This is a genomic window from Streptomyces sp. NPDC015139, from assembly GCF_043079785.1.
Classification (GTDB): domain Bacteria; phylum Actinomycetota; class Actinomycetes; order Streptomycetales; family Streptomycetaceae; genus Streptomyces; species Streptomyces albidocamelliae.
Genome location: NZ_JBIBUW010000003.1, coordinates 224,209 through 244,931, shown reverse-complemented (window position 1 = coordinate 244,931; position 20,723 = coordinate 224,209). Strand labels below are relative to the sequence as shown.

Below are 20,723 nucleotides of genomic sequence, written 5' to 3'. Positions count from 1 at the left end.
CGGCCCGTTCCGGCTCCCGCTGCTCCGGGACCGCCGCCTTCGCGTCCTCGGCCGGTGCCGGGTCCGGCGCCCCGGGTTCCGTTTCCTCGCGGCGAGGCCCCGCGGCCGTACTGGATGGCTGGCGCGTGCTCGTGTGCTGAGGCAACCCGGAGGTCCTTCCGTGCGAGACCCTTGATGTCCTCCCGTACGGCCACCTCAGGGCCCCTGTTCACAGCCCCGGGCAAACAGCTGGCAAACGCTCACCGGGCCGGCCGGCGGCCCGGCGCGCCTACGTTCCGCCCACCGCCGTGAGCAGCGCGAGCGGTGCCGCGGCCGAGCGGGACTCCCGGACACAGGCGTGCGGACAGGGGACCGGTTCCGGATGGGTGTCGCGGCCGTATCCCGCCAGTACCTCCGGCAGCCGGTGCCCGCCCGCCGTCGCCGCGTCGACCAGCGCGTGCGCGACCGTACGGGCCTCGTCGTGCAGTCCGTAGCGCGCCAGGCCGAGCGTGATCAGCGCGTTGTCGTGCGGCCAGACCGAGCCGCGATGGCGGGAGAGCGGATGGTACGCCGGCTGCCCGGCGGCGAGTGTGCGGACGCCCCAGCCGGAGAAGAAGTCCGGTTCGAGCAGCCGCCGGCCGACCACCTCGCCGTACTCCTTGTCCAGCAGCCCCGACCACAGCAGATGCCCGGCGTCGGACGCCAGCGCGTCGATCCGGCGGCCCTCGGCGTCCAGCGCGAGCGCCGGGAAGGAGTGCTCGCCCATCCAGAAGTCCCGCTGGAAGCGGTCCCGGAGGTCGGCCGCCGCCTGCTCCAGCAGGGCCGCGTAGGTCTCGTCGGCCCATACCGTGCGCGCCAGCCAGGCCGTACGGCGCAGCGCGTCGTACGCGTAGCCCTGGGCGCCCGCCGCCATGACCGCCCCGGTGGGCCGGGTGCCGTCGGCGCAGCAGATCGCGTCGGGGGAGTCCTTCCAGTTCTGGTTGGCGAGACCGCCCTCGTCGGCGCGGTGGACGAGGTAGCCGCGCGTGGTCAGGCCGCCGTGGTCGAGCATCCAGCCGACGGCGGCCCGGGCGTGCGGCTCCAGGCGGCGGGCCGGCGCCGGGTCGGAGGTGCGCTCGGTGTACGCGCCCAGCAGGACGAGGAAGAGCGGGGTGGCGTCGACCGAGCCGTAGTAACGCCCGTACGGCACCTGCCCGAAGTGCGCCAGCTCACCGTGCCGCACCTCGTGCACGATCTTGCCCGGCTGGGCGCCCCGGGCCCCGCCGGTGCCGGTCGCCTGGGTGGCGGCGAGCGCGTGCAGCGTGGCGGCGGCCGGCCGCGGCCGGTACGGCAGGGCGAACAGGGAGGTGAGCAGGGCGTCCCGGGCGAGAAGGGTGAGGAACCAGGGGGCGCCGCCGGCCGGTACACGCAGCTCCTCGCCGTCGGGCCCGGTGGCCGGCACCTGGAGCGCGGCCAGGTCGGCGAGCCCCCGGGCACAGGCCGCCGCCAGTTCCGGCCAGCCGGTCGGGAAGGCCACACCCTCCATGAACTCGCCCTCGGCGGCGAGGAGCTGGTCCCGCAGGGCCGCCGGGTCGCGGGGCACCCGCAGGGCGCGCCGCTCGCCGTGCGGGCGGGCGATCACCCGCAGCACCAGCCGTGCCGTGCCGTGCGGTTCCAGTTCGAGGGTCCACACCAGGCGCCGGGCACCGGTGCCCGTCTCCTCCACGGCCTCCGGGGCCGGGTCGGCAGTGATGGTCGTACAGGACCGCCACTCGGCGCGCCGGTAGGTGAACTCGATCCCGTCGTCCAGCACCTGACGGGATCGCAGGGCGCCGGGCTTGGCGTAGGTGCGGTGGTCGGAGCGGAGTTCGAACTGGTCGGTGAAGTCGGCGTCGACGGTGAGGGCGAGCCGGATCGTGGTGGGCACGGGGCGATTGCTGGTCACCCGCAGCGACTCCACGAACGAGCTGTCACCGACGCCCTGTTCACGGAAGACGGTGTACGCCGGGGGCTCCTGCCGGCCGCCGCGCGGCACCAGCGCGCAGCGGCTGGCGTCCCCGTCCGGGACGGGGCGCAGCACCTCGGGCACCGCGCCGTCGACGGTGAGCTGCCAGCGGCTCAGGTGCCGGGCGTCCCGGACGAACCACCCGTCCGGGGAACTGCCGCCCCGGACACCGCTGATGTCGCCCCGGTCGTCCACGGCGGCGAACGTCGCCCCGTGCACGAGCAGATGATGCCGGTCCGTCATCCCCGGTCTCCTCCTTCGTCACTCCTGGCGAACGTGGCGGTGCCCGTCGGGGACACGCCCTGTGCGGGGTGCTTGAGAAGCTCTTGGTGCAGGTCCAGTGCGAGTGCGGCGGTCCAGGAGAAGCCGGTCGCGCCGCAGGCCTCGCCGGTGAACGGGTCGGCGTACTCCGTGAAGCCGGTTGAGCCGGCCAGCTCGACGACCGCCGCGCGCAGGGCGTCGGCCTGGTCCGTCTCGCCGTGCGTGCGCAGCCCGCGCTCCACCAGCCAGCTCGTGTTGAACCAGGCCGGGCCGCGCCAGTACCGGTGCGGGTCGAAGGTCTCGGCGAGCAGGTCGTGGCTGGGCACCAGCCGGGTGCGGTCGCCGAGCGAGAAGTGCGGTCCGCGCAGGGTGCGGACGAGAGCGGCGGCGATGTCCCGGGGCAGGTCCGGCAGCAGCAGCGGGATCAGCCCCGTCACGCCGCGCTCGCGGACGGCCGCCCCGCCGGCCCGCAGGTCCCGGCACAGGAACAGGCCGGCCGCCGGCTCCCACAGCCGCTCCACCAGGGCCGCCGTCAGCCGCTCGGCGCGGGCCCGCCGGGCGGTGCCGGCCGCGCCCAGCTCCTCGGCGATCCGGGCCAGCGCGTGCTCGGAGGCGATGAGGAGGGCGTTGAACGCCGGGTCCTCCACGGCGAACTGCCCGCCGCCGTCCGCGTAGCCGGCGTCCCGGTAGTCGGCGGCCAGCCGTACGTACCGCCCGTAGTCCAGATCCGTCGGCCGGTCCTCGGGTGCGCCGTGGTCGAGGTCGGCACGGCGGAAGGAACGGGCCGGAGCCGGGGTGATCCGGGCGAGCGGGGCGTCCCAGCAGGGGCTGTTGTCCATGCCCTGCTCCCACGGATGGACCACGGACACCAGCCCGCCGCCGCCCAGGTCGCGCCGGTGCAGCAGATACCGGTGCCAGGCGGCCAGCCGCGGGTACACCCGGGCCAGGAAGCCCCGGGCCCGGGACAGTCCGGGGTCGGCGATGTGCACCAGCCAGGCCGCCAGGGCGTGCACCGGTGGCTGCACGATGCCGGACGTCTGTACGGTGCGCGGGGCGCCGGCGGCGCTGCCCGCGGTCGCGGAGCGCCAGAAGTCGGGGCTGGGGAAATAGGCGTCGAGCGGTACGGAGGGGTTGAACACGATGTGCGGGACGCGCCCGTCGCCCCACTGGGCCGCCAGCAGCGTCTCCAGCTCGGTCTGGGCCCGCAGCGGCGACACGTGCCGCAGGCCGATCGCGATGAACGCCGAGTCCCAGGACCACTGGTGCGGATACAGGCTCCGGGAGGGGACCGTCGAGGTGCCCGTCCAGTTCGCCGCGAGCACCCGGGCGGCCCCGGCCTGCGGGGACGTGTCGGAGAGTGGGGGATCGTATGCGATGTCGAGTCGTGTGGAGCGGGCGGTGAGCTGGGCAGTGCGATCCACTCGGGGCTCCCCGAAGACGTCCGGCCGACCGGGTTTGGTGGTGGCTACCGCAGGGTTACGTCTATTTAACACGCAAAACTCACTATGTAATGCAGGCTTGAGGAACACAAGGGGGTGCGTATGACGGGACGTCCGGGAAGAACCGGGACAACCTCCAGGGCAGGCGGTCAGGCCGGCGCCGGCGATCTGCTCGAACTGGTGCGCAGCGGACGGGCCGTGACCCGTGGTGCGCTGCAGGAGGCGACCGGACTCTCCCGTGCCACCGTCGGCCAGCGCCTCGACCGGCTGTTCCGGGCCGGCTGGCTGCGGGAGGGCGCCGGCGGTCCCGTCGGCTCGCCGCTCGGTGGACGCCCCGCCGTCACCCTGGAGTTCGACGACTCCCACGCCGTGGTGCTCGTCGCCGACCTCGACACCCGGCACGCCCGCGCGGCCGTCCTCACCCTGACCGGCGAGCTCCTGGCCGAGGACTCCGGCGCGCTGGTGGTGGAGCACGGTCCGGAGGCGGTGCTCGGCGAACTCGGGCGCCGGTTCGCCGACCTGCTGACCAAGGCCGGCCGGCCGGCGGCGGCGGTCTGCGGGATCGGGCTCGCGGTGCCGGGCCCGGTGGACAGCGAGACCGGCCGGGTCGTGCAGCCCCCGATCATGCCGGGCTGGGACGGCTACGACATACGGGGCCGGCTCTCCCGTGCCTTCACCGAGCACACCGGCACCCCGGCGGTCCCCGTCCTGGTCGACAACGACGCCAACCTCATGGCGTACGGCGAACAGCGCACCGGCCACCCGGACTGCTCGGCCCTCGTCCTCGTCAAGGTGTCGACCGGCATCGGCGCCGGAGTGGTCGTGGGCGGTTCGATCTACCGGGGTGTCGACGGCGGCGCGGGCGACATCGGGCACGTCCGGGTCGGCGCGGACGCGCTGTGCCGGTGCGGCTCGTACGGCTGCCTCGCGGCCGTCGCGAGCGGGGGCGCCGTGGCCCGGCGGCTGGCCGAGTCCGGGGTGCCGGCCGCGTCCGGGTCAGACGTACGGGACCTGCTGGCCGCGGGACACCCGGAGGCCGCCGCGCTGGCCCGGGAGGCCGGGCGCCGGGTCGGGGACGTGCTGGCGACGGTCGTCACCCTGCTCAACCCGGGCGTGCTGATGATCGCCGGCGATCTGGCCGGCACCCCCTTCCTCACGGGGGTGCGCGAGCTGCTCTACCAGCGGGCCCTGCCGCGCTCCACGGCCCACCTGGAGGTCGTCACCTCCCGGCTGGGGGAGCGGGCCGCGCTCATCGGAGCGGGGGCGCTGGTCGTGGAGCACCTCTACGCACCGGCGCGGGTGGAGGAGCGGCTGGCGGCCATGGGCGTGTGACCGGGCCGGCGTGTGACCGGGTCCGGCCACGTCCGGGGCCCGCCGGGCCCGCCTGTGACAGGCGTGTTCGCCCTCCGTTTCCGTCCCGGATCCGCGTCCGCATGGTGAAATCCGGGCCGCTGTGGCAGCGTGATTCTCGCCACCCTTGATAAGGGTTGCGCTCAGATGAGCGGATCAAGCACGGCTGCACTTCTCCAAGGGGTGGCACTCGGTGCCACCCCTTGATCGTTCATCGATCGAACTCAGTCGTGCCGAGGGTCGCTCAGATGAGCAGGATAGGGCCCCTTTCGGGGCGTGTGCGTTCAAGAAGTGAAAACATCAGCCCGTCTTGGCTTGCCAAGCTTTGACTTTCGATCCACTGGCGGACGGGTGGTTACAGGCGCATGACGCACAAGTAGACGTACCCATGGACCTTCGATCTGGGTATGTTCCTCGCCGTCAGGGCAGCCACCGTGGCCTCAAGGAGTCGAGACCCGTGTCGGAAAACAAAGAACCCCACGTAGCGAAGTTCGTTTACGACTTCACCGAGGGCAACAAGGACCTCAAGGACCTCCTCGGTGGCAAGGGTGCCAACCTCGCCGAGATGACCAACCTCGGTCTTCCGGTCCCTCCCGGCTTCACCATCACCACGGAGGCCTGCAAGGTCTACCTGGAGAGCGGTGAGGAGCCCGCGGCACTGCGTGACGAGGTGAGTGCGCACCTCGACGCCCTCGAGCAGGCGATGGGCAAGAAGCTCGGCCAGGCCGACGACCCCCTCCTGGTCTCCGTCCGCTCGGGCGCCAAGTTCTCCATGCCCGGCATGATGGACACGGTCCTGAACATCGGCCTGTCCGACAAGTCGGTGCAGGGCCTGGCCAAGCAGGCGGGCGACGACCGCTTCGCGTGGGACTCCTACCGCCGGCTCATCCAGATGTTCGGCAAGACCGTCCTCGGCGTCGACGGCGAGCTCTTCGAGGAGGCCCTCGACAAGGCCAAGGAGGCCAAGAAGGTCACGGTCGACACCGACCTCGAGGCCGCCGACCTGAAGAAGCTGGTCACCGCCTTCAAGAAGATCGTCAAGAGGGAGGCCGGCCGGGACTTCCCGCAGGACCCGCGCGAGCAGATGGACCTCGCCATCAAGGCGGTCTTCGACTCCTGGAACACCGACCGCGCCAAGCTCTACCGCCGCCAGGAGCGCATCCCCGGCGACCTGGGCACGGCCGTCAACGTCTGCTCGATGGTCTTCGGCAACCTCGGCCCCGACTCCGGCACCGGTGTCGCCTTCACCCGCGACCCCGCCTCCGGCCACCAGGGCGTCTACGGCGACTACCTGCAGAACGCGCAGGGCGAGGACGTCGTGGCGGGCATCCGCAACACGGTTCCGCTGGCGGAGCTGGAGCAGATCGACAAGAAGTCGTACGACCAGCTCATGCAGATCATGGAGACCCTGGAGAACCACTACAAGGATCTCTGCGACATCGAGTTCACCATCGAGCGCGGCCAGCTCTGGATGCTCCAGACCCGAGTCGGCAAGCGCACCGCCGGTGCCGCCTTCCGCATCGCCACGCAGCTGGTGGACCAGGGCCTCATCGACGAGACCGAGGCCCTCCAGCGGGTGACGGGCGCCCAGCTCGCGCAGCTGATGTTCCCGCGCTTCGACGACAGCGCCACGACCGAGCAGGTCGGCCGGGGCATCGCGGCCTCGCCGGGCGCGGCGGTCGGCAAGGCGGTCTTCGACTCGTACACGGCCGTCAAGTGGTCCCGCTCGGGCGAGAAGGTCATCCTCGTCCGCCGGGAGACCAACCCCGACGACCTGGACGGCATGATCGCGGCCGAGGGCATCCTGACCTCGCGCGGCGGCAAGACCTCCCACGCGGCCGTCGTGGCCCGCGGCATGGGCAAGACCTGTGTCTGCGGCGCCGAGGAGCTGGAGGTCGACACCAAGCGCCGCCGGATGACGGTCCCGGGCGGCCACGTGGTCGAAGAGGGCGACGTCATCTCCATCGACGGCTCCTCGGGCAAGGTCTACCTGGGCGAGGTCCCGGTCGTGCCGTCCCCGGTCGTGGAGTACTTCGAGGGCCGGATGCACCCGGGCGCCGACGACGCCGACGAGCTGGTCGAGGCCGTCCACCGCATGATGGCCTTCGCCGACCGCAAGCGCCGGCTGCGCGTGCGCGCCAACGCCGACAACGCCGAGGACGCGCTGCGCGCCCGTCGCTTCGGCGCCCAGGGCATCGGCCTGTGCCGCACCGAGCACATGTTCCTCGGTGACCGCCGCGAGCTGGTCGAGCGCCTGATCCTGGCGGACACGCAGGAGGAGCGCGAGGACTCCCTGAAGTCCCTGCTGCCGCTGCAGAAGACCGACTTCGTCGAGCTCTTCGAGGCGATGGACGGCCTGCCGGTCACCATCCGCCTCCTCGACCCGCCGCTGCACGAGTTCCTGCCCGACATCACCGAGCTGTCGGTCCGGGTGGCCCTCGCCGAGTCCCGCCAGGAGCCGCACGAGAACGACCTGCGGCTGCTCCAGGCGGTCCACCGCCTGCACGAGCAGAACCCGATGCTGGGTCTGCGCGGTGTGCGCCTCGGGCTCGTGATCCCCGGCCTGTTCACGATGCAGGTCCGTGCGATCGCCGAGGCCGCGGCCGAACGCAAGGCGGCCAAGGGCGACCCGCGCGCCGAGATCATGATCCCGCTCGTCGGCACGGTCCAGGAGCTGGAGATCGTCCGCGAGGAGGCCGACAAGGTCATCGCCGAGGTCCAGGCGGCGACCGGCACGGAACTGAAGCTGGCGATCGGCACGATGATCGAGCTGCCGCGCGCCGCCCTCACGGCGGGTCAGATCGCGGAGGCGGCCCAGTTCTTCAGCTTCGGCACGAACGACCTGACGCAGACGGTGTGGGGCTTCAGCCGGGACGACGTGGAGGCCAGCTTCTTCACGGCCTACCTGGAGAAGGGCATCTTCGGTGTCAGCCCCTTCGAGACGATCGACCGCGACGGCGTCGGCTCCCTGGTGAAGCTGGCGGCGGAGGCCGGCCGGCGCACCCGTCCCGACCTCAAGCTCGGCGTCTGCGGCGAGCACGGCGGTGACCCGGAGTCGGTCCACTTCTTCCACGAGGTCGGACTCGACTACGTCTCCTGCTCCCCGTTCCGCATCCCGGTCGCCCGCCTGGAGGCGGGCCGCGCGGCGACGCAGTCGGAGGGCAGCGACCACCGCTAGGCCTCCCGGCCACCGAACCCCGGAGCCGCCGTCGGTCCCCGACCCTCAGACCGATCGGCGGCGGCTCCGGCGCACGAGAAGAGGGGCGGCACCCTGTGCGGGGGTGCCGCCCCTTCGACGCTGTTGTGTCCTCGTTGTGCCCTGTCCGCTCCTGCCGCTTGTCGCGCACGAAGTGAGGGCGCCCCTGAGCGACCTCGGGTCATCTCGATGCAGCGGGCCCTTCAGGGTCGCCCCGTCCAGGGTTGGCCTGCAAGGCGAGGGGCCGGGGCGCGCTGCCGTCGGGAATCTCTCCGGGACCGGGCGTAGCGTGAAATGACACCCGACGCCGATGACAGCCTGGGTGCGGGGCGGCGGCGATGTCGGCGCCGGGCGGATGCAGTCCGGAGCGCCCGCCGACTTTCCCGGGCGCCACGAGACGAGAGGTCACTCATGTCTCGATCCATGCGCGCGCTCGTGGCCGTGAAGGCCGGTGAGCCCGCTGATGTCCTGCGGCTGGAATCCCGGCCCGTTCCCACGCCGGCGGCCGGTCAGGCGCTCGTCCGGGTGGCGGCGACTCCGATCCACGCCAGTGATCTGCACGTGCTTCGTGGCCGCTACGGTTTCTCCCTCGAGTTCCCCGCTGTCGGCGGTCACATGGAATGCGTCGGCCGTGTCACGGCCCTGGGGCCGGACACCGAGGGACCGGAGGTCGGCGAGCGGGTGGTGGTCGCCGCGATCCCGGCGGTGCCCGGGCCCCCGCCGGTCGGCACCTGGCAGGAGTACCTCGTGACCGACACGCACAGACTCCTGCCGGTCCCCGCCCCTCTGAGCGACTCCAGCGCCTGCCAGCTCGCCGTCAACCCGCTGACCGCACTGCTTCTCGTGACGCGCGAACTCGACTGTGAGCCCGGCGAGTGGCTGCTGCAGACGGCGGCGGGCTCCACCGTCGGCCGCCTGGTCATCCAGCTGTGCGGGCATCTCGGCATCCGCACCATCAACGTCGTGCGGCGACGCGCTGCCGTCGAGGAGATCAAGGCGCTCGGCGGTGACGAGGTCATCTGCACCGAGGACGAGGATCTCCTGCAGCGGGTGGCCGAGACAGCGGGACCGGCCGGCGTGCGCAAGGCGCTCGACTGTGTCGCGGGACCTGTGGGTGCCCAGGTGTCCGAGGCACTGGCACCGGGTGGGCAGGTCGTGGTCTACGGCGCGCTCTCCACCCATCGGCAGACCGACCCGGCTGCGCTGACCATCCCGCTGCAGGCGCGCTCGGTCATCTACGAGACCAAGGCGGTCCGGGGCTTCTGGCTGAACCGCTGGTTCGGCACCGCCTCACCCGAGACGGCACTGCACGCGCTGTCCCAGGTGCGCGATCTCGTCGCCGACGGGGTGCTGACCATCTCGGGAGGCCGGACGTTCCCGCTCGGGCGCTTCGCCGAAGCCGTCACGCTGGCCGAGGCACCCGCCCACGGCAGCAAGCCACTCTTCGTCTTCGAAGACGGCCAGGACGACGACGGGTAGGAAGCGGCTCTGCCCTCGTCGAGCCGGGCAGGAGCAGGTCCGGGGGTGCCGTGCGGGGCACGGCCCGCCCGTCCAGCCCGGCCCGCCCGTCCGCTCACCCGCCCCTCCCGGAAGGACCCGCTCATGCCCGGTTGGACGACCGCCGACATTCCCGACCAGGCCGGCCGCGTGGCCGTGGTCAGCGGGGCCAACAGCGGGCTCGGGTACGTCACCTCGCGGGAGCTGGCCCGCAAGGGGGCGCGGGTGGTGCTGGCGTGCCGGAGCGAGGAGCGCGGGGGCCGGGCCGCCGAGCGGCTGGCGGCGGAGGTGCCCGGAGCCCGGGTGGAGCCGGCCCGGCTCGATCTCGCGGACCTCGCGTCCGTGCGGGAGTTCGCCGACCGGCTGCCGTACGACCGGCTCGATCTGCTCCTCAACAACGCCGGTCTGATGGCCGTACCGTACGGGACCACCGCCGACGGGTTCGAGACGCAGTTCGGCGTCAACCACCTCGGGCACTTCGCGCTCACCGGGCTGCTCCTGCCGAGGCTGCTCACCACCCCCGGCGCCCGGATCGTGACCGTGTCGAGCTTCCTGCACGCCCTCGCCAACATCGACATCCGGGACCTGGGCAGCGAGCGCGGATACCGGCGCTGGATCGCCTACGCCCGGTCCAAGACGGCGAATCTGCTCTTCACGCACGAGCTGGCCCGGCGTGTCGGCCGGCACGGCGGTGAGGTCGTCGCCGCCGCCGCGCACCCCGGGTACGCGGCAACCAACCTGCAGACGGCCGGGCCGCGCGCCGAGGGGCGCCGGGGCGCCGAGCGGATGATGGAGGCCGCCAACCGGGTCTTCGCCCAGTCGGCCGAGGCCGGCGCGCTGCCCTCGCTGTACGCGGCCACCGCGCCGGGCGTACGGCCCGACTCCTTCTTCGGCCCCTCGTTCGTGATGTGGCGCGGCGCGCCCGCACCGTCCTGGCGGGCGCCGTGGACCCTCGACGACGAGGCGGCGCGACGGCTCTGGGCGGAGTCGGCCCGCCTGACCGGTGTGTCCTACGACGCCCCGAAGGAGTGAGCCGCCCCGCGTCGGTACCGCCTCAGGACGCACGCACCTCGTACGCCGTCACCCGGGCCGACGCGTCGTCCAGGCACGCCCCGCTGGCCAGGTCGAAGCGCTGCTTCAGCAGGGGGGAGGCGACGAACGGGCGGCCCTGGTGGGTACCGGTCAGACCGCGCGAGAGGACGGCCGCGCCGGTGAACGGGTCGCGGTTGTCGATCGCGTACAGGCCGCCGGAGCGGTCGCGGAACAGGGCCACCTGGCGGCCGTCCGGCAGCAGCGCGGCCACTCCGCGGCCGGAGCCGAGCGCGCTGAGGTCGCAGACCGTGAACCAGCCGTCGGACAACTGGAGTTGGACCTTCAGGTCGGTGGTCTCGAGGGCCAGGGTCATCGCTGGGCGCTTCCTTCCAGGACGTCTTCGGCGGACCGCATGCCGATCGACAGCAGCGGCAGGTCGGGCTTGATCTGGTCGCGTTCGGGAACGAAGGCGACGACCGGGTCCGGGGTGTCCGGGGCATTGACGAAGGACACGAACCGGGCGAGCTTCTCGGGGTCGTTGACGGTCTCGGCCCACTCGTCGCGGTAGTGCGCGACGTGCGCGGCCATCAGGGACTCCAGCTCCGCGCAGATGCCGAGCGAGTCGTGCACCACCACGTCCCGTACGTGGTCCAGGCCGCCGGGGATCCGCTCCAGCCAGGCCGAGGTGCGCTCCAGGCGGTCGGCGGTGCGGATGTAGAACATCAGGAACCGGTCGATCAGGCGCACCAGTTCGGCGTCGGACAGGTCCTGGGCGAGCAGGTCGGCGTGGCGCGGGGTGGCGCCGCCGTTGCCGCCGACGTACAGGTTCCAGCCGCCGGCGGTGGCGATCACCCCGAAGTCCTTCGACCGGGCCTCGGCGCACTCGCGCTGGCAGCCGGAGACCGCCGACTTCAGCTTGTGCGGGGAGCGCAGTCCCCGGTAGCGCAGCTCCAGGTCGATCGCCATGCGGACCGAGTCCTGCACGCCGTAGCGGCACCAGGTCTGCCCGACGCAGGACTTCACCGTGCGCAGCGACTTGCCGTAGGCGTGCCCGGACTCGAAGCCGGCGTCCACCAGGCGGGCCCAGATCAGCGGCAGCTGCTCGACCCGCGCGCCGAACATGTCGATCCGCTGACCGCCGGTGATCTTCGTGTAGAGGCCGAAGTCCCGGGCGATCTCCCCGATCACGATCAGTTTCTCGGGCGCGATCTCCCCGCCGGGGATGCGGGGCACCACCGAGTACGAGCCGTTCTTCTGCAGGTTGGCGAGGAAGTGGTCGTTGGTGTCCTGGAGCGCGGCCTGCTCGCCGTCCAGGACGTAGCCGCTCGCGCCGATCGTGGGCGCGAGGGAGGCGATGATCGAGCCGACGGCCGGCTTGCAGACCTCGCAGCCGTCGCCGCCCCGGGCGCCCTCGCGGCCGTAGCGGTCCAGCAGATCCTGGTACGAGGTGACGCGCAGGGCGAGGACGATCTCGTAGAGCTCCTCGCGGGTTTGGCCGAAGCAGCCGCACAGCCCCTTGTCGACCTCGACGCCCGCGGCCTCCAGCTCGGCGGTGACCAGCTGCCCGAGCACCTTCACGCAACTGCCGCAGCCGGTACCGGCCTTGGTGCACTTCTTCACCTCGGGCACGGTGGTGCACGTGTGCTCGGTGACCGCGCCGCGGATCGTGCCCTTGCTGACGTTGTGGCAGGAGCAGATGATCGCGTCGTCCGGCAGCGCGGACGGGCCGAGCGTCGCTCCCGACCCGGCTCCGGCGGGCAGGACCAGCGACTCGGGGGAGACGGGCGGGACGGAGCCGGTGAGCGCGCGCAGGGTGCCGTACGCCTCCGCGTCGCCGATCAGGATGCCGCCGAGCAGCGTGCCGTCCGCACCGATGACCAGCTTCTTGTACAGGCCCGCGCGGGAGTCGGAGTAGACGACGTCCAGGCAGTCGCCGGTGGCGCCGTGCGCGTCGCCGAAGGAGGCCACGTCCACGCCGAGCAGCTTCAGCTTGGTGGACAGATCGGCCCCCGTGAAGGACGCCTCGTCCCGGGCGATGGCCGCGGCGGCCGTCTCCGCCTGCTCGTAGCCGGGCGCCACCAGGCCGTACACCCGGCCGTCCGCGGCCTGCGCGCACTCGCCGATCGCGAACACGTGCGGGTCGGCGACCGTGCGGCAGCGCTCGTCGACGGTGATGCCGCCGCGCTCGCCGACCGTCAGACCGCAGTCCCGCGCGAGCTGATCGCGGGGACGGACACCGGCGCTGAACACGACCATGTCCACGGCGAGTTCGGAACCGTCCGACAGTTTCATGCCGGTGACGGCGCCGTCGGTCCCGGTGACGATCTCCTGGGTGCCCGTGCCGGTGTGCACGGTCAGGCCCATGCCCTCGATGGTCCGCAGCAGCGCCGCGCCACCGCCGTCGTCGACCTGCACCGGCATCAGCCGGGGCGCGAACTCCACGATGTGGGTGGCCAGTCCGAGGCCGTTCAGGGCGCCGGCCGCCTCCAGGCCGAGCAGGCCGCCGCCGACCACGGCGCCGGTGACGGCGCGGGACCGCGCGTACTCCTCGATGGCGAGCAGGTCCTCGATGGTCCGGTAGACGAAGCAGCCGGCCGCGTCCTTGCCCGGCACCGGCGGAACGAACGGGTAGGAGCCGGTGGCCAGCACCAGGACGTCGTAGCCGACGACGAGCCCGGAGCGCGCGGTCACCTTGCGGGACTCGCGGTCGATCGTCTCCGCCGGGTCCCCGAGGTACAGCTCGATGCCGTGGGTCCCGAGGAACTCCCCGTCGGTCAGGGAGAGGTCGTCGGGTGTCCGCCCCGAGAAGTACGAGGTCAGCTGCACGCGGTCGTAGGCCGGGCGCGGCTCCTCGCACAGGACGACCACGCGGTGCGTGGCGGTCAGGCCGCGCTCGGCGAGTGCTTCGAGGAAGCGCTGGCCGACCATGCCGTGCCCGACGAGCACGATCGTGGGACGGTCCCCGGCGGGTGCGGTCGTGGACATCAGGAGCCTCCGTCGTTGGTGAGCAGGTGGAGCAGGGGGCCGCCGTCGGACGGGAGCGGCTCTGCTCCCTCCCAGGCGCGGGCGAGCGCGCCGACGGTGCCGAGTTCGCCGACCAGGACCCCGCCCACCAGCCGGTCGTTGCGGACGACGACCTTGCGGTAGGTGCCCCGGGTGGCGTCGGCGAGCCGCACGACGTCGTCGCCGGGACGGGCCTCGGTCTCGCCGAACGCGGCGAGGTCGAAGGGGGAGCCCGGGCCCGTGAGGGTCAGCCGGGTCAGGGAACGGGTGCCGCGGTAGCGGGCGCCGGCCGGGCCCGCGAGCAACCCGGCGAGCACGTCCGCCTGTTCCAGCGCGGGGGCGGCCAGGCCGTAGACCGTGCCGTCGTGCTGGGCGCAGTCGCCGACGGCGTGGATGTGCGGGTCGGAGGTGCGCAGCTCGTCGTCCACGACGACGCCCTTGCGGACGGTGAGCCCCGCCTGCTCCGCCAGGCCGGTGCGCGGGCGCACCCCGCAGGCGACCACGACGAGGTCGGCGTCGAGGGCGTACCCGTCGGCCAGTTCCACGGAGCGGACCGCGCCGGCGACGCAGCGCACGTCCCGCACCCGGCACTCGGTGTGCACCTCGACGCCGAGGTCGGTCAGGTGCCGCCGCACCAGCCGGGAGGCGTCGGGGTCCAGCTGGCGTTCCATGAGGCGTTCGGCCTGCTGGGCGAGGACCACCTGGGCGCCGCGCACGGCGAGCGCCCGGGCGGCGGAGACCCCCAGCAGGCCGCCGCCGATGACGACGGCGCGCAGCCCCGGCCGGACCGCCTTGACCAGTCCCAGGCAGTCGTCCATGGTGCGGAACGCGTGGACGCCCTCGGGCAGCTGGTGGTCGGCGGTGAACAGGCCGCGCAGCGGCGGCAGCACCGGGTTGGAGCCGGTGGCCAGGACCAGCGTGTCGTAGGCGATCCGGGTGCCGTCGGCGCAGGCGACGGTCCGGGCGGCCCGGTCGATCCCGGTGACCCGGGCGCGCAGCAGGCCCTGAGGTGCCGGCAGGCCGATCACCTCCGGGGCGTACCGGCCGGCCAGCACCTCGGCGAGCAGCACCCGGTTGTAGGGGGCGTGTTCCTCCTCGCCGACCAGCAGCGCGGGCGTGCCCAGGTCGCCGAGCCGCCGGGCGAGCCGTACGCCCGCGAGGCCGGCGCCGATCACCACCACACGCGTTTTCGAGGTCATGTCCCGAGCGTGCGGCCCCGACGTTTCCCGGCAGCATCACCTCTGTTTCCCGGGAGGAACGCTGCCCTCAGCGGCAGGCGGCGGGGGGTGTGAGGGTGCCGTCGGCGCTCGGCGGCGGCCGGCGGGGTGCCGGGACCGGGCGCCGAGCCTCAGAAGCCGCTCAGATACGTGGACGGCACACGCATCCTCTGCCTAGGGTCGCGATCATGCCCGACATACCCGTGACCGTCGTCGCCCTGCTCTGTGTGGCCTCCCTCGCGGCCGGCTGGATCGACGCGGTGGTCGGCGGGGGCGGACTGCTGCTGTTGCCGGCCCTGCTGCTGGGCCTGCCCTCGGCCACCCCGGCCGCGACGGCGCTGGGCACCAACAAGGCGATCGCGATCGTCGGCACCACGGGCGCCGCCGTGACCTACGCCCGCCGGGCGCCGGTGGACGTCGGCACGGCCGTGCGCATCGGCTTCGCCGCGCTGGCGGGTTCCTCGGCGGGCGCGTTCTTCGCGGCCGGGATGAGCACGGAGGTCCTCAAGCCGGTGATCATGGTGGTGCTGCTCGGGGTGGCCGCCTTCGTGATCCTGCGTCCCGCCTTCGGCACGGCCCCGGCCCCGGGCCCCGCCGGCCGGCGCCGCAAGCTCGCCGCGATCGGCCTGGCCGGCCTGGGCATCGGCTTCTACGACGGTCTGATCGGCCCCGGCACCGGCACGTTCCTGGTCCTCGCGCTGACCGCGGTCCTGCGCCTGGACCTGGTCAGCGCCTCCGCCACCGCCAAGATCGTCAACTGCTGCACCAACGCGGGCGCCCTGGCCATGTTCGCCTGGCAGGGCACGGTGCTGTGGCGCCTCGCGCTGCTGCTCGCCGTCTTCAACCTCGCGGGCGGCATGTTCGGCGCCCGCACCGCGCTCAAGCGCGGCAGCGGTTTCGTCCGGGTGGTCCTGCTGACGGTCGTCCTCGGCCTGGTGGCGAACCTGGCCTACGAGCAGTGGGCCGCCTGACCGCGCAGCAGGTCCACCAGCCCGATGGTGTCCTCGTCCTCGTGCCCGGCGCCGGGACGGCCGCGCGCCGAGGGGTCAGCGGGAGCCCGTCAGATGGGCGAAGACCACCACGTTGCCCTGGTAGCCGGTGGTTCTCGAGTAGCCGCCGCCGCAGGTGATGACACGGAGTTCGGGGCGGGCGGCGGCGCCGTAGACCTTCTCGTCGGGGAAGTCGCGGGCGGAGTACACCTCGACCGCGTCCACCGTGAACACGGCCACGGAGCCGTCCCGGCGGTCCACCTCGATACGGGCGCCGCGTTTGAGGGCGCCGAGGTCGTAGAAGACGGCGGGGCCGTCGGTGTTGTCGACGTGCCCGGCGAGGATCGCGGTGCCCGTCTCACCGGGCATGGTGCCGGCCTCGTACCAGCCGGCGAGGTTCTTCCGGGCCGCGGGCGGCGCGTCCAGGCTGCCGGACGGAGTGAGGGCCAGGCCCATCAGCGGGGCGTTCACGCGGATCGCGGGGATGCGGACCCGGGTCGGCGGGGACGGGGCGAGCGCCGGCGCCGCGAGCCGCCCGTCCGCCGGATCGGGGCGGCCCTCGGCCGGCGACGGCTGCGGTGGGGTGTGCGCGCCGGCACCGCCGCCGAGCAGCCACACCCCCGAACCGAGGGCCACGACGGTGACCGCGGCTATGGCGGTGTCGCCGAGCCGGTGGAACCTGGCTCTCGTGCGCATGCGAACCCCTCTCCCGGGGGCGGACCCCCGAAGGCCCTCCCCCTCCGGGCCGCGAGGGGCATCGGACCCGGAGGGGGTGGGACTGCGGTACCTGCGGACGGACAGCGGAGGGTGTCCGTCAGATCCCGTCGCCTCTCGCCCGGCGATGCAGGAGCCAGGTACCGCCCGCGGCGGCGACGGCCAGAGCCGCCACACCCGCCGTGGTCTGCGCGGGGTCGGTGCCCAGTGCGCCACCGGCCCCCGTCTTCACGCTTCCTTTCGGCTGCACGCCGCCGGCCGCCTGCTCGTGCGCCGCGCTCAGCGCCACCACCAGGTCGCCCTTCACCTGCCGGTCGCCCTCCGCGCACTTCGCGACGATCTCGTACGTCCCCGGCTGCGCGCTCTCCGGCACCTTGAACTGGCCGATGGCCTCGCCCTCGTGCGTGCTGGGCGCCAGCGTGAAGGTGCCGGCGCCGACCGCGCCCGCGTCCCCGGTCGCGGAGCCCTTGTCGCCGCACGCGGCGGTGTTCACCGTGACCTGGGCACCCGGGGCCACCGTCGAGGGGTACACGTCCAGGCTGCCGGTGCCGGCGGCGTGGGCGGGTGCCGCGGCTGCCAAGGCGAGCGCGGTACCGGTCAGCAGACGGGCGGTGCGGCGCATGGTGCTCCCCGAAGCTTGTCCGACTCGTGCCCTTCCGAGGTAAGTGGCTCGGGGGCCCGTCCGCTTCCCGGGAGAACGCCGGGGATTGCGGAGAACGGGTGTCGGCCGAGCCCCCCGGACGGGCTAGCGCTTCTGGGGTTCGGGCAGGTCATGGGCGTGTGCGGGGGCTTCGGAAGGTTGCGGTATGAAAAGCACACGAATGGAGCGGTGGGCACCGGTGAACGGGTGACGGAGCGTCAAGGCGGGAGGGGCGCCTCCGCGGGTGCCGGGGACCGGTCGGGCCCGCCCGCGAGCAGGGGGACGCCGAAGGCCGGTGCCCGCGGGGGGCACCGGCCTCGTGTCGTCGGCGACGGGTCAGTTGACGTTGACCGCGCTCCACGCGGCGGCCACCGCGTTGTACTCGGCGCTCCCCGCGCCGTAGAGGTCCTTCGCCGCGTTGAGGGTGGCGGTCCTGGCCCCCGCGTAGTTCGTCGAGGAGGTCATGTAGACCGTCAGCGCCCGGTACCAGATCTTGCCGACCTTGTCCCGGCCGATGCCGGTGACGGTGGAGCCGTTGGCGGTCGGCGAGTCGTAGGCGACGCCGTTGATGGTCTTCGCGCCGCTGCCCTCGGCGAGGAGGTACGCGAAGTGGTTGGCCACGCCCGAGGAGTAGTGGACGTCGAGGTTGCCGACCGAACTGCTCCAGTAGTCGGCGGAGTTGCCGTCCTTGGACGGCTTGTCCATGTAGCGCAGCGCGGTCTTGCCGAAGCCGGAGCGGACGATCTTCTCGCCGATGAGGTAGTCACCGGTGTCGGAGGAGTTGTTCGCGTACCACTCGACCATCGTGCCGAGGATGTCGGAGGTGGCCTCGTTCAGGCCGCCGGACTCGCCCGAGTAGGTCAGCGCGGCCGACTTGGACGTCACGCCGTGGGTCATCTCGTGCCCGGCGACGTCGAGGGCGACCAGCGGGCCGAAGGTGGTCCCGTCGCCGTCGCCGTACGTCATGCAGAAGCAGCTGTCGTCCCAGAAGGCGTTGTTGTAGTTGTTGCCGTAGTGGACGCGGTTGTAACTGCCCTTGCCGTCGCCCGCGATGCCGTTGCGGCCATGGACGTTCTTGTAGTAGTCCCAGGTCTCGTCGGTGCCGTACTGGGCGTCGACGGCGGCCGAGGAGCGGTCGGCGGTGGTACCCGTGCCCCAGTGGTTGTCGGCGTCCGTGAACAGGGTCGCGGGCGCGCGGCTGAAACAGATGCCGAAGATGCACAGGTCGGTCTTGTTGGCCGCGTCACCGGTGTAGGTGTTGCCGCGCGTCGGGTCCTTGAGCTGGAACGACGACCCCGACTGGGTGGTCTCCAGCGCGACGGTGCCGCCGTACAGGGACTTGCCGTCGCCGGTGGCCGTCTCGATGTTGTCCCACGCGTCGATCCGGGCGCCGGTGCGCGCGTCGGTCAGCACCGTGCGGGCGACCGGGTTGCCGAGCGAGTCGAGGCCGGCGGCGTCGGTGCGCCAGGCGAGCCTCGGCGCGCCGTGCAGGGCGTCGACCACCAGCTCCGGCCTGGCCTTCACCTGCTTCAGCCTCTCGCCGAGGTTGGCGGCGCGCAGGGCGTTCACCGCGAGGTCGGCGGCCTTCTGACCGGAGATCTTCGGGACCACGGACGCCAGGGATATCCGGCCGCGGGTCGCCCGGTCGGCGCTGCGGTAGCCGCCGTCCGCCGCCAGGTGGACGACGAAGTCGCCGCCCAGCACCGGCAGTCGGTGGTAGGTGCGGTCGTAACGGACGTGCTGGGTGCCGTCCTTGTCCACGATCACGTCCCGCACGCTGGTGTCCTCGGCGGAGGTGAGGCCGAGGCCCGCGGCGTGGGCGAGCAGTGCCGAGGCCGCGTTCTGGATCGCGGTGGCCCGGGTCGGTCTGCCGTCGGCGTGGGCGGCGGGGGCGAGAGCGGTGACCATCAGGGCCGCCGTGCTGACGGCGACGCCGGTGGTGGCGAGACGACGGGTTCCGCGGACGTGCTGACGTATCCGGCTCATCAGTCTCCTTGGGGAGGCGCCAGGTTGGAGGTGGGGGTGGCGCTGGCAACCCCTGAGATTTAAGGGGCCATGACATGTCATGTCCATAGGGCGTTCATGGAGATGTGTGGGGAGGCGGCGGGGGTACAGAATCGTTTCCGTGATCACTGAGGACCCCGAGCCGCTCCCCTTCTTCGTGTACGGCACCCTCCGCCCCGGCGAGGCGAACCACGATCTCTTCCTGCGCGGCCGGACCTCGGCGGAGGAACCGGGCCGCCTCCCGGGCGCCGTGCTGTACGACGGCCCCGGCTACCCCTACGCCGTCGAGCGGCCCGGCGACGAGGTGCGGGGAGAACTGGTGACCGCACGCCCCGAGGCGTACGCGGACCTGCTGGCCGCCCTGGACCGGCTGGAGGAGTACGTGCCGGGCGACCCGCGCAACCTGTACCTGCGCGTCGCCCGGGACGTCGTACGCGCCGACGGCGGTACCGTCCGCGCCTGGGTCTACCTGGCCGCCCCGAGGGTGGCCGCCCGGCTGCGCACCCGCGGCACCCGCATCGAGGGCGGCGACTGGCTCACCCGCCGCTGAGCCGGCCCAGCAGCTCCAGCCCCTCGGGCACCTCGATCCCGAACTCCTCCGTCACCACGCGCCGTGCCTCCGCCTCGCCGGCCAGCTCACGCACGGCCACCGTGCCGTCGGCGCGGGTCTCGGTCAACCGGGCTCCGTCCAGGGCGAGATGACGCTCGGCGGTGGTCCGCTGAAGGTACGCCCGGCGGGTGAAAGGGGAGCGCGGGTTGCTGCCGACGTGCCAGTTGAACACCTCGAAGTCCGCGGCCGTGAACGGCTCCAGCGTGAACGCGTACTGGCTCACCCAGTCCCGCGCCGCCCCGTCGTACGCCTGCAACGCCCACAGTTCCAGCGGCCCGTCGTGCGGCAGGCGCGTGAAGCGGTGCCGGCGTCCTCCGTCCTCGAACTCCTCGCCGACCGTCAGCGGTACCGGCGCCAGCAGCGCCCCGATCGCCCCGAAACCGACATCGGCCAGATACGGCAGCGGCTCGCCCGGCACCTCGACCCGGAGCATCGCGTGCGTACGCGGCCGGCTCTCCGGGGTGTCCGCCCCCAGCACCACCCGCCCCGCCAGCGGGGTCACCCGGAAACCGAGCGCCTCCAGCGCCAGCCGCAGCAGGGTGTTGTGCTCGTAGCAGTAGCCGCCGCGCCGCCCGTGGACCATCTTGGCCACCACGTCGGCGGGTGCCAGCGACGGGACCCTGCCGGACACCGGGTCCAGGTTCTCGAAGGGCAGCGCCAGGGCGTGCGCCAGATGCACGCCCCGCAGCGTCGCCAGGTCGGCCCGGGCGCCGCCCGCCCAGCCGATGCGCTCCAGATAGGCGTCGAGGTCGAACTTCTCCCGCTCGGACATACCGCGAATCTACGCGTGCCCCCTCCGCCCCGCACC

15 protein-coding genes are annotated in these 20,723 nt (G+C 73.0%); 6 read left to right on the top strand and 9 right to left on the bottom strand.

Annotated features, from left to right (window positions below; translation table 11 throughout):
* Positions 1-268: 268 nt before the first annotated feature.
* Both ACF08B_RS09870 and ACF08B_RS09865 read right to left on the bottom strand, forming a co-directional pair.
* The gene (locus tag ACF08B_RS09870; RefSeq protein ID WP_392316888.1) at positions 269-2,206 is read right to left on the bottom strand and encodes a glycogen debranching N-terminal domain-containing protein; all 1,938 of its coding nucleotides are present in this window, start codon (positions 2,204-2,206) and stop codon (positions 269-271) included.
* Complete coding sequence (locus tag ACF08B_RS09865) at positions 2,203-3,645, bottom strand: hypothetical protein (protein ID WP_392316887.1); 1,443 nt, start codon at positions 3,643-3,645, stop codon at positions 2,203-2,205. Before ACF08B_RS09865 ends, ACF08B_RS09870 begins: the two co-directional genes overlap by 4 nt.
* A 120-nt stretch (positions 3,646-3,765) precedes the next feature.
* On the opposite strand from ACF08B_RS09865, the gene ACF08B_RS09860 reads away from it, so the two are divergent.
* The 4 genes from ACF08B_RS09860 to ACF08B_RS09845 all read left to right on the top strand — a co-directional run bounded on the left by ACF08B_RS09860 (position 3,766) and on the right by ACF08B_RS09845 (position 10,738).
* The gene (locus tag ACF08B_RS09860; RefSeq protein ID WP_392316886.1) at positions 3,766-4,995 is read left to right on the top strand and encodes an ROK family protein; all 1,230 of its coding nucleotides are present in this window, start codon (positions 3,766-3,768) and stop codon (positions 4,993-4,995) included.
* A 475-nt stretch (positions 4,996-5,470) separates the two neighbouring features.
* Positions 5,471-8,191, top strand: coding sequence for a pyruvate, phosphate dikinase (ppdK, locus tag ACF08B_RS09855; RefSeq protein ID WP_392316885.1), 2,721 nt, complete (start codon positions 5,471-5,473; stop codon positions 8,189-8,191).
* 429 nt (positions 8,192-8,620) lie between these two features.
* On the top strand, positions 8,621-9,688 hold the full coding sequence (locus ACF08B_RS09850; protein ID WP_392316884.1) for a zinc-dependent alcohol dehydrogenase family protein: 1,068 nt from the start codon (positions 8,621-8,623) through the stop codon (positions 9,686-9,688).
* A 123-nt stretch (positions 9,689-9,811) separates the two neighbouring features.
* On the top strand, positions 9,812-10,738 hold the full coding sequence (locus ACF08B_RS09845) for an oxidoreductase (protein WP_392316883.1): 927 nt from the start codon (positions 9,812-9,814) through the stop codon (positions 10,736-10,738).
* A gap of 22 nt (positions 10,739-10,760) precedes the next feature.
* Here ACF08B_RS09845 and nirD read toward each other — a convergent pair whose 3' ends face one another.
* Genes nirD through ACF08B_RS09830 form a run of 3 tightly spaced genes read right to left on the bottom strand, consistent with a single transcriptional unit; the run spans position 10,761 to position 14,940 of the window.
* Positions 10,761-11,111, bottom strand: coding sequence for a nitrite reductase small subunit NirD (nirD, locus tag ACF08B_RS09840; RefSeq protein ID WP_392316882.1), 351 nt, complete (start codon positions 11,109-11,111; stop codon positions 10,761-10,763).
* Entirely contained in the window at positions 11,108-13,723 is a 2,616-nt protein-coding gene (gene nirB / locus ACF08B_RS09835) for a nitrite reductase large subunit NirB (RefSeq protein WP_392316881.1), read from the bottom strand. Before nirB ends, nirD begins: the two co-directional genes overlap by 4 nt.
* Positions 13,723-14,940, bottom strand: coding sequence for an NAD(P)/FAD-dependent oxidoreductase (locus ACF08B_RS09830; RefSeq protein ID WP_392316880.1), 1,218 nt, complete (start codon positions 14,938-14,940; stop codon positions 13,723-13,725). Before ACF08B_RS09830 ends, nirB begins: the two co-directional genes overlap by 1 nt.
* 206 nt (positions 14,941-15,146) lie before the next feature.
* Between ACF08B_RS09830 and ACF08B_RS09825 the strand changes: the two genes are divergently transcribed.
* Positions 15,147-15,929 (top strand): sulfite exporter TauE/SafE family protein, encoded by a 783-nt coding sequence (locus ACF08B_RS09825; protein ID WP_392316879.1) that lies wholly within the window; start codon positions 15,147-15,149, stop codon positions 15,927-15,929.
* A 75-nt stretch (positions 15,930-16,004) separates the two neighbouring features.
* Here the strand turns inward: ACF08B_RS09825 and ACF08B_RS09820 are convergent, their stop codons facing one another.
* The 3 genes from ACF08B_RS09820 to ACF08B_RS09810 all read right to left on the bottom strand — a co-directional run bounded on the left by ACF08B_RS09820 (position 16,005) and on the right by ACF08B_RS09810 (position 19,287).
* The gene (locus ACF08B_RS09820) at positions 16,005-16,643 is read right to left on the bottom strand and encodes a class F sortase (RefSeq protein ID WP_392316878.1); all 639 of its coding nucleotides are present in this window, start codon (positions 16,641-16,643) and stop codon (positions 16,005-16,007) included.
* A 118-nt stretch (positions 16,644-16,761) separates the two neighbouring features.
* On the bottom strand, positions 16,762-17,283 hold the full coding sequence (locus ACF08B_RS09815) for a hypothetical protein (protein ID WP_392316877.1): 522 nt from the start codon (positions 17,281-17,283) through the stop codon (positions 16,762-16,764).
* 354 nt (positions 17,284-17,637) lie between these two features.
* Positions 17,638-19,287 carry a M4 family metallopeptidase gene (locus ACF08B_RS09810; RefSeq protein ID WP_392316876.1) on the bottom strand — a complete coding sequence of 550 codons (1,650 nt, stop codon included), beginning with the start codon at positions 19,285-19,287 and terminating at the stop codon, positions 17,638-17,640.
* Between the two features lie 139 nt (positions 19,288-19,426).
* On the opposite strand from ACF08B_RS09810, the gene ACF08B_RS09805 reads away from it, so the two are divergent.
* Positions 19,427-19,855: a gamma-glutamylcyclotransferase family protein gene (locus ACF08B_RS09805; protein WP_392316875.1), complete on the top strand. Its 429-nt coding sequence runs from the start codon at positions 19,427-19,429 to the stop codon at positions 19,853-19,855.
* On the opposite strand, the gene ACF08B_RS09800 is transcribed toward ACF08B_RS09805, so the two are convergent.
* Positions 19,842-20,687, bottom strand: a complete 846-nt coding sequence (locus ACF08B_RS09800) for an arylamine N-acetyltransferase (RefSeq protein ID WP_392316874.1) — start codon at positions 20,685-20,687, stop codon at positions 19,842-19,844. The genes ACF08B_RS09805 and ACF08B_RS09800 overlap by 14 nt on opposite strands.
* Positions 20,688-20,723 lie beyond the last annotated feature (36 nt).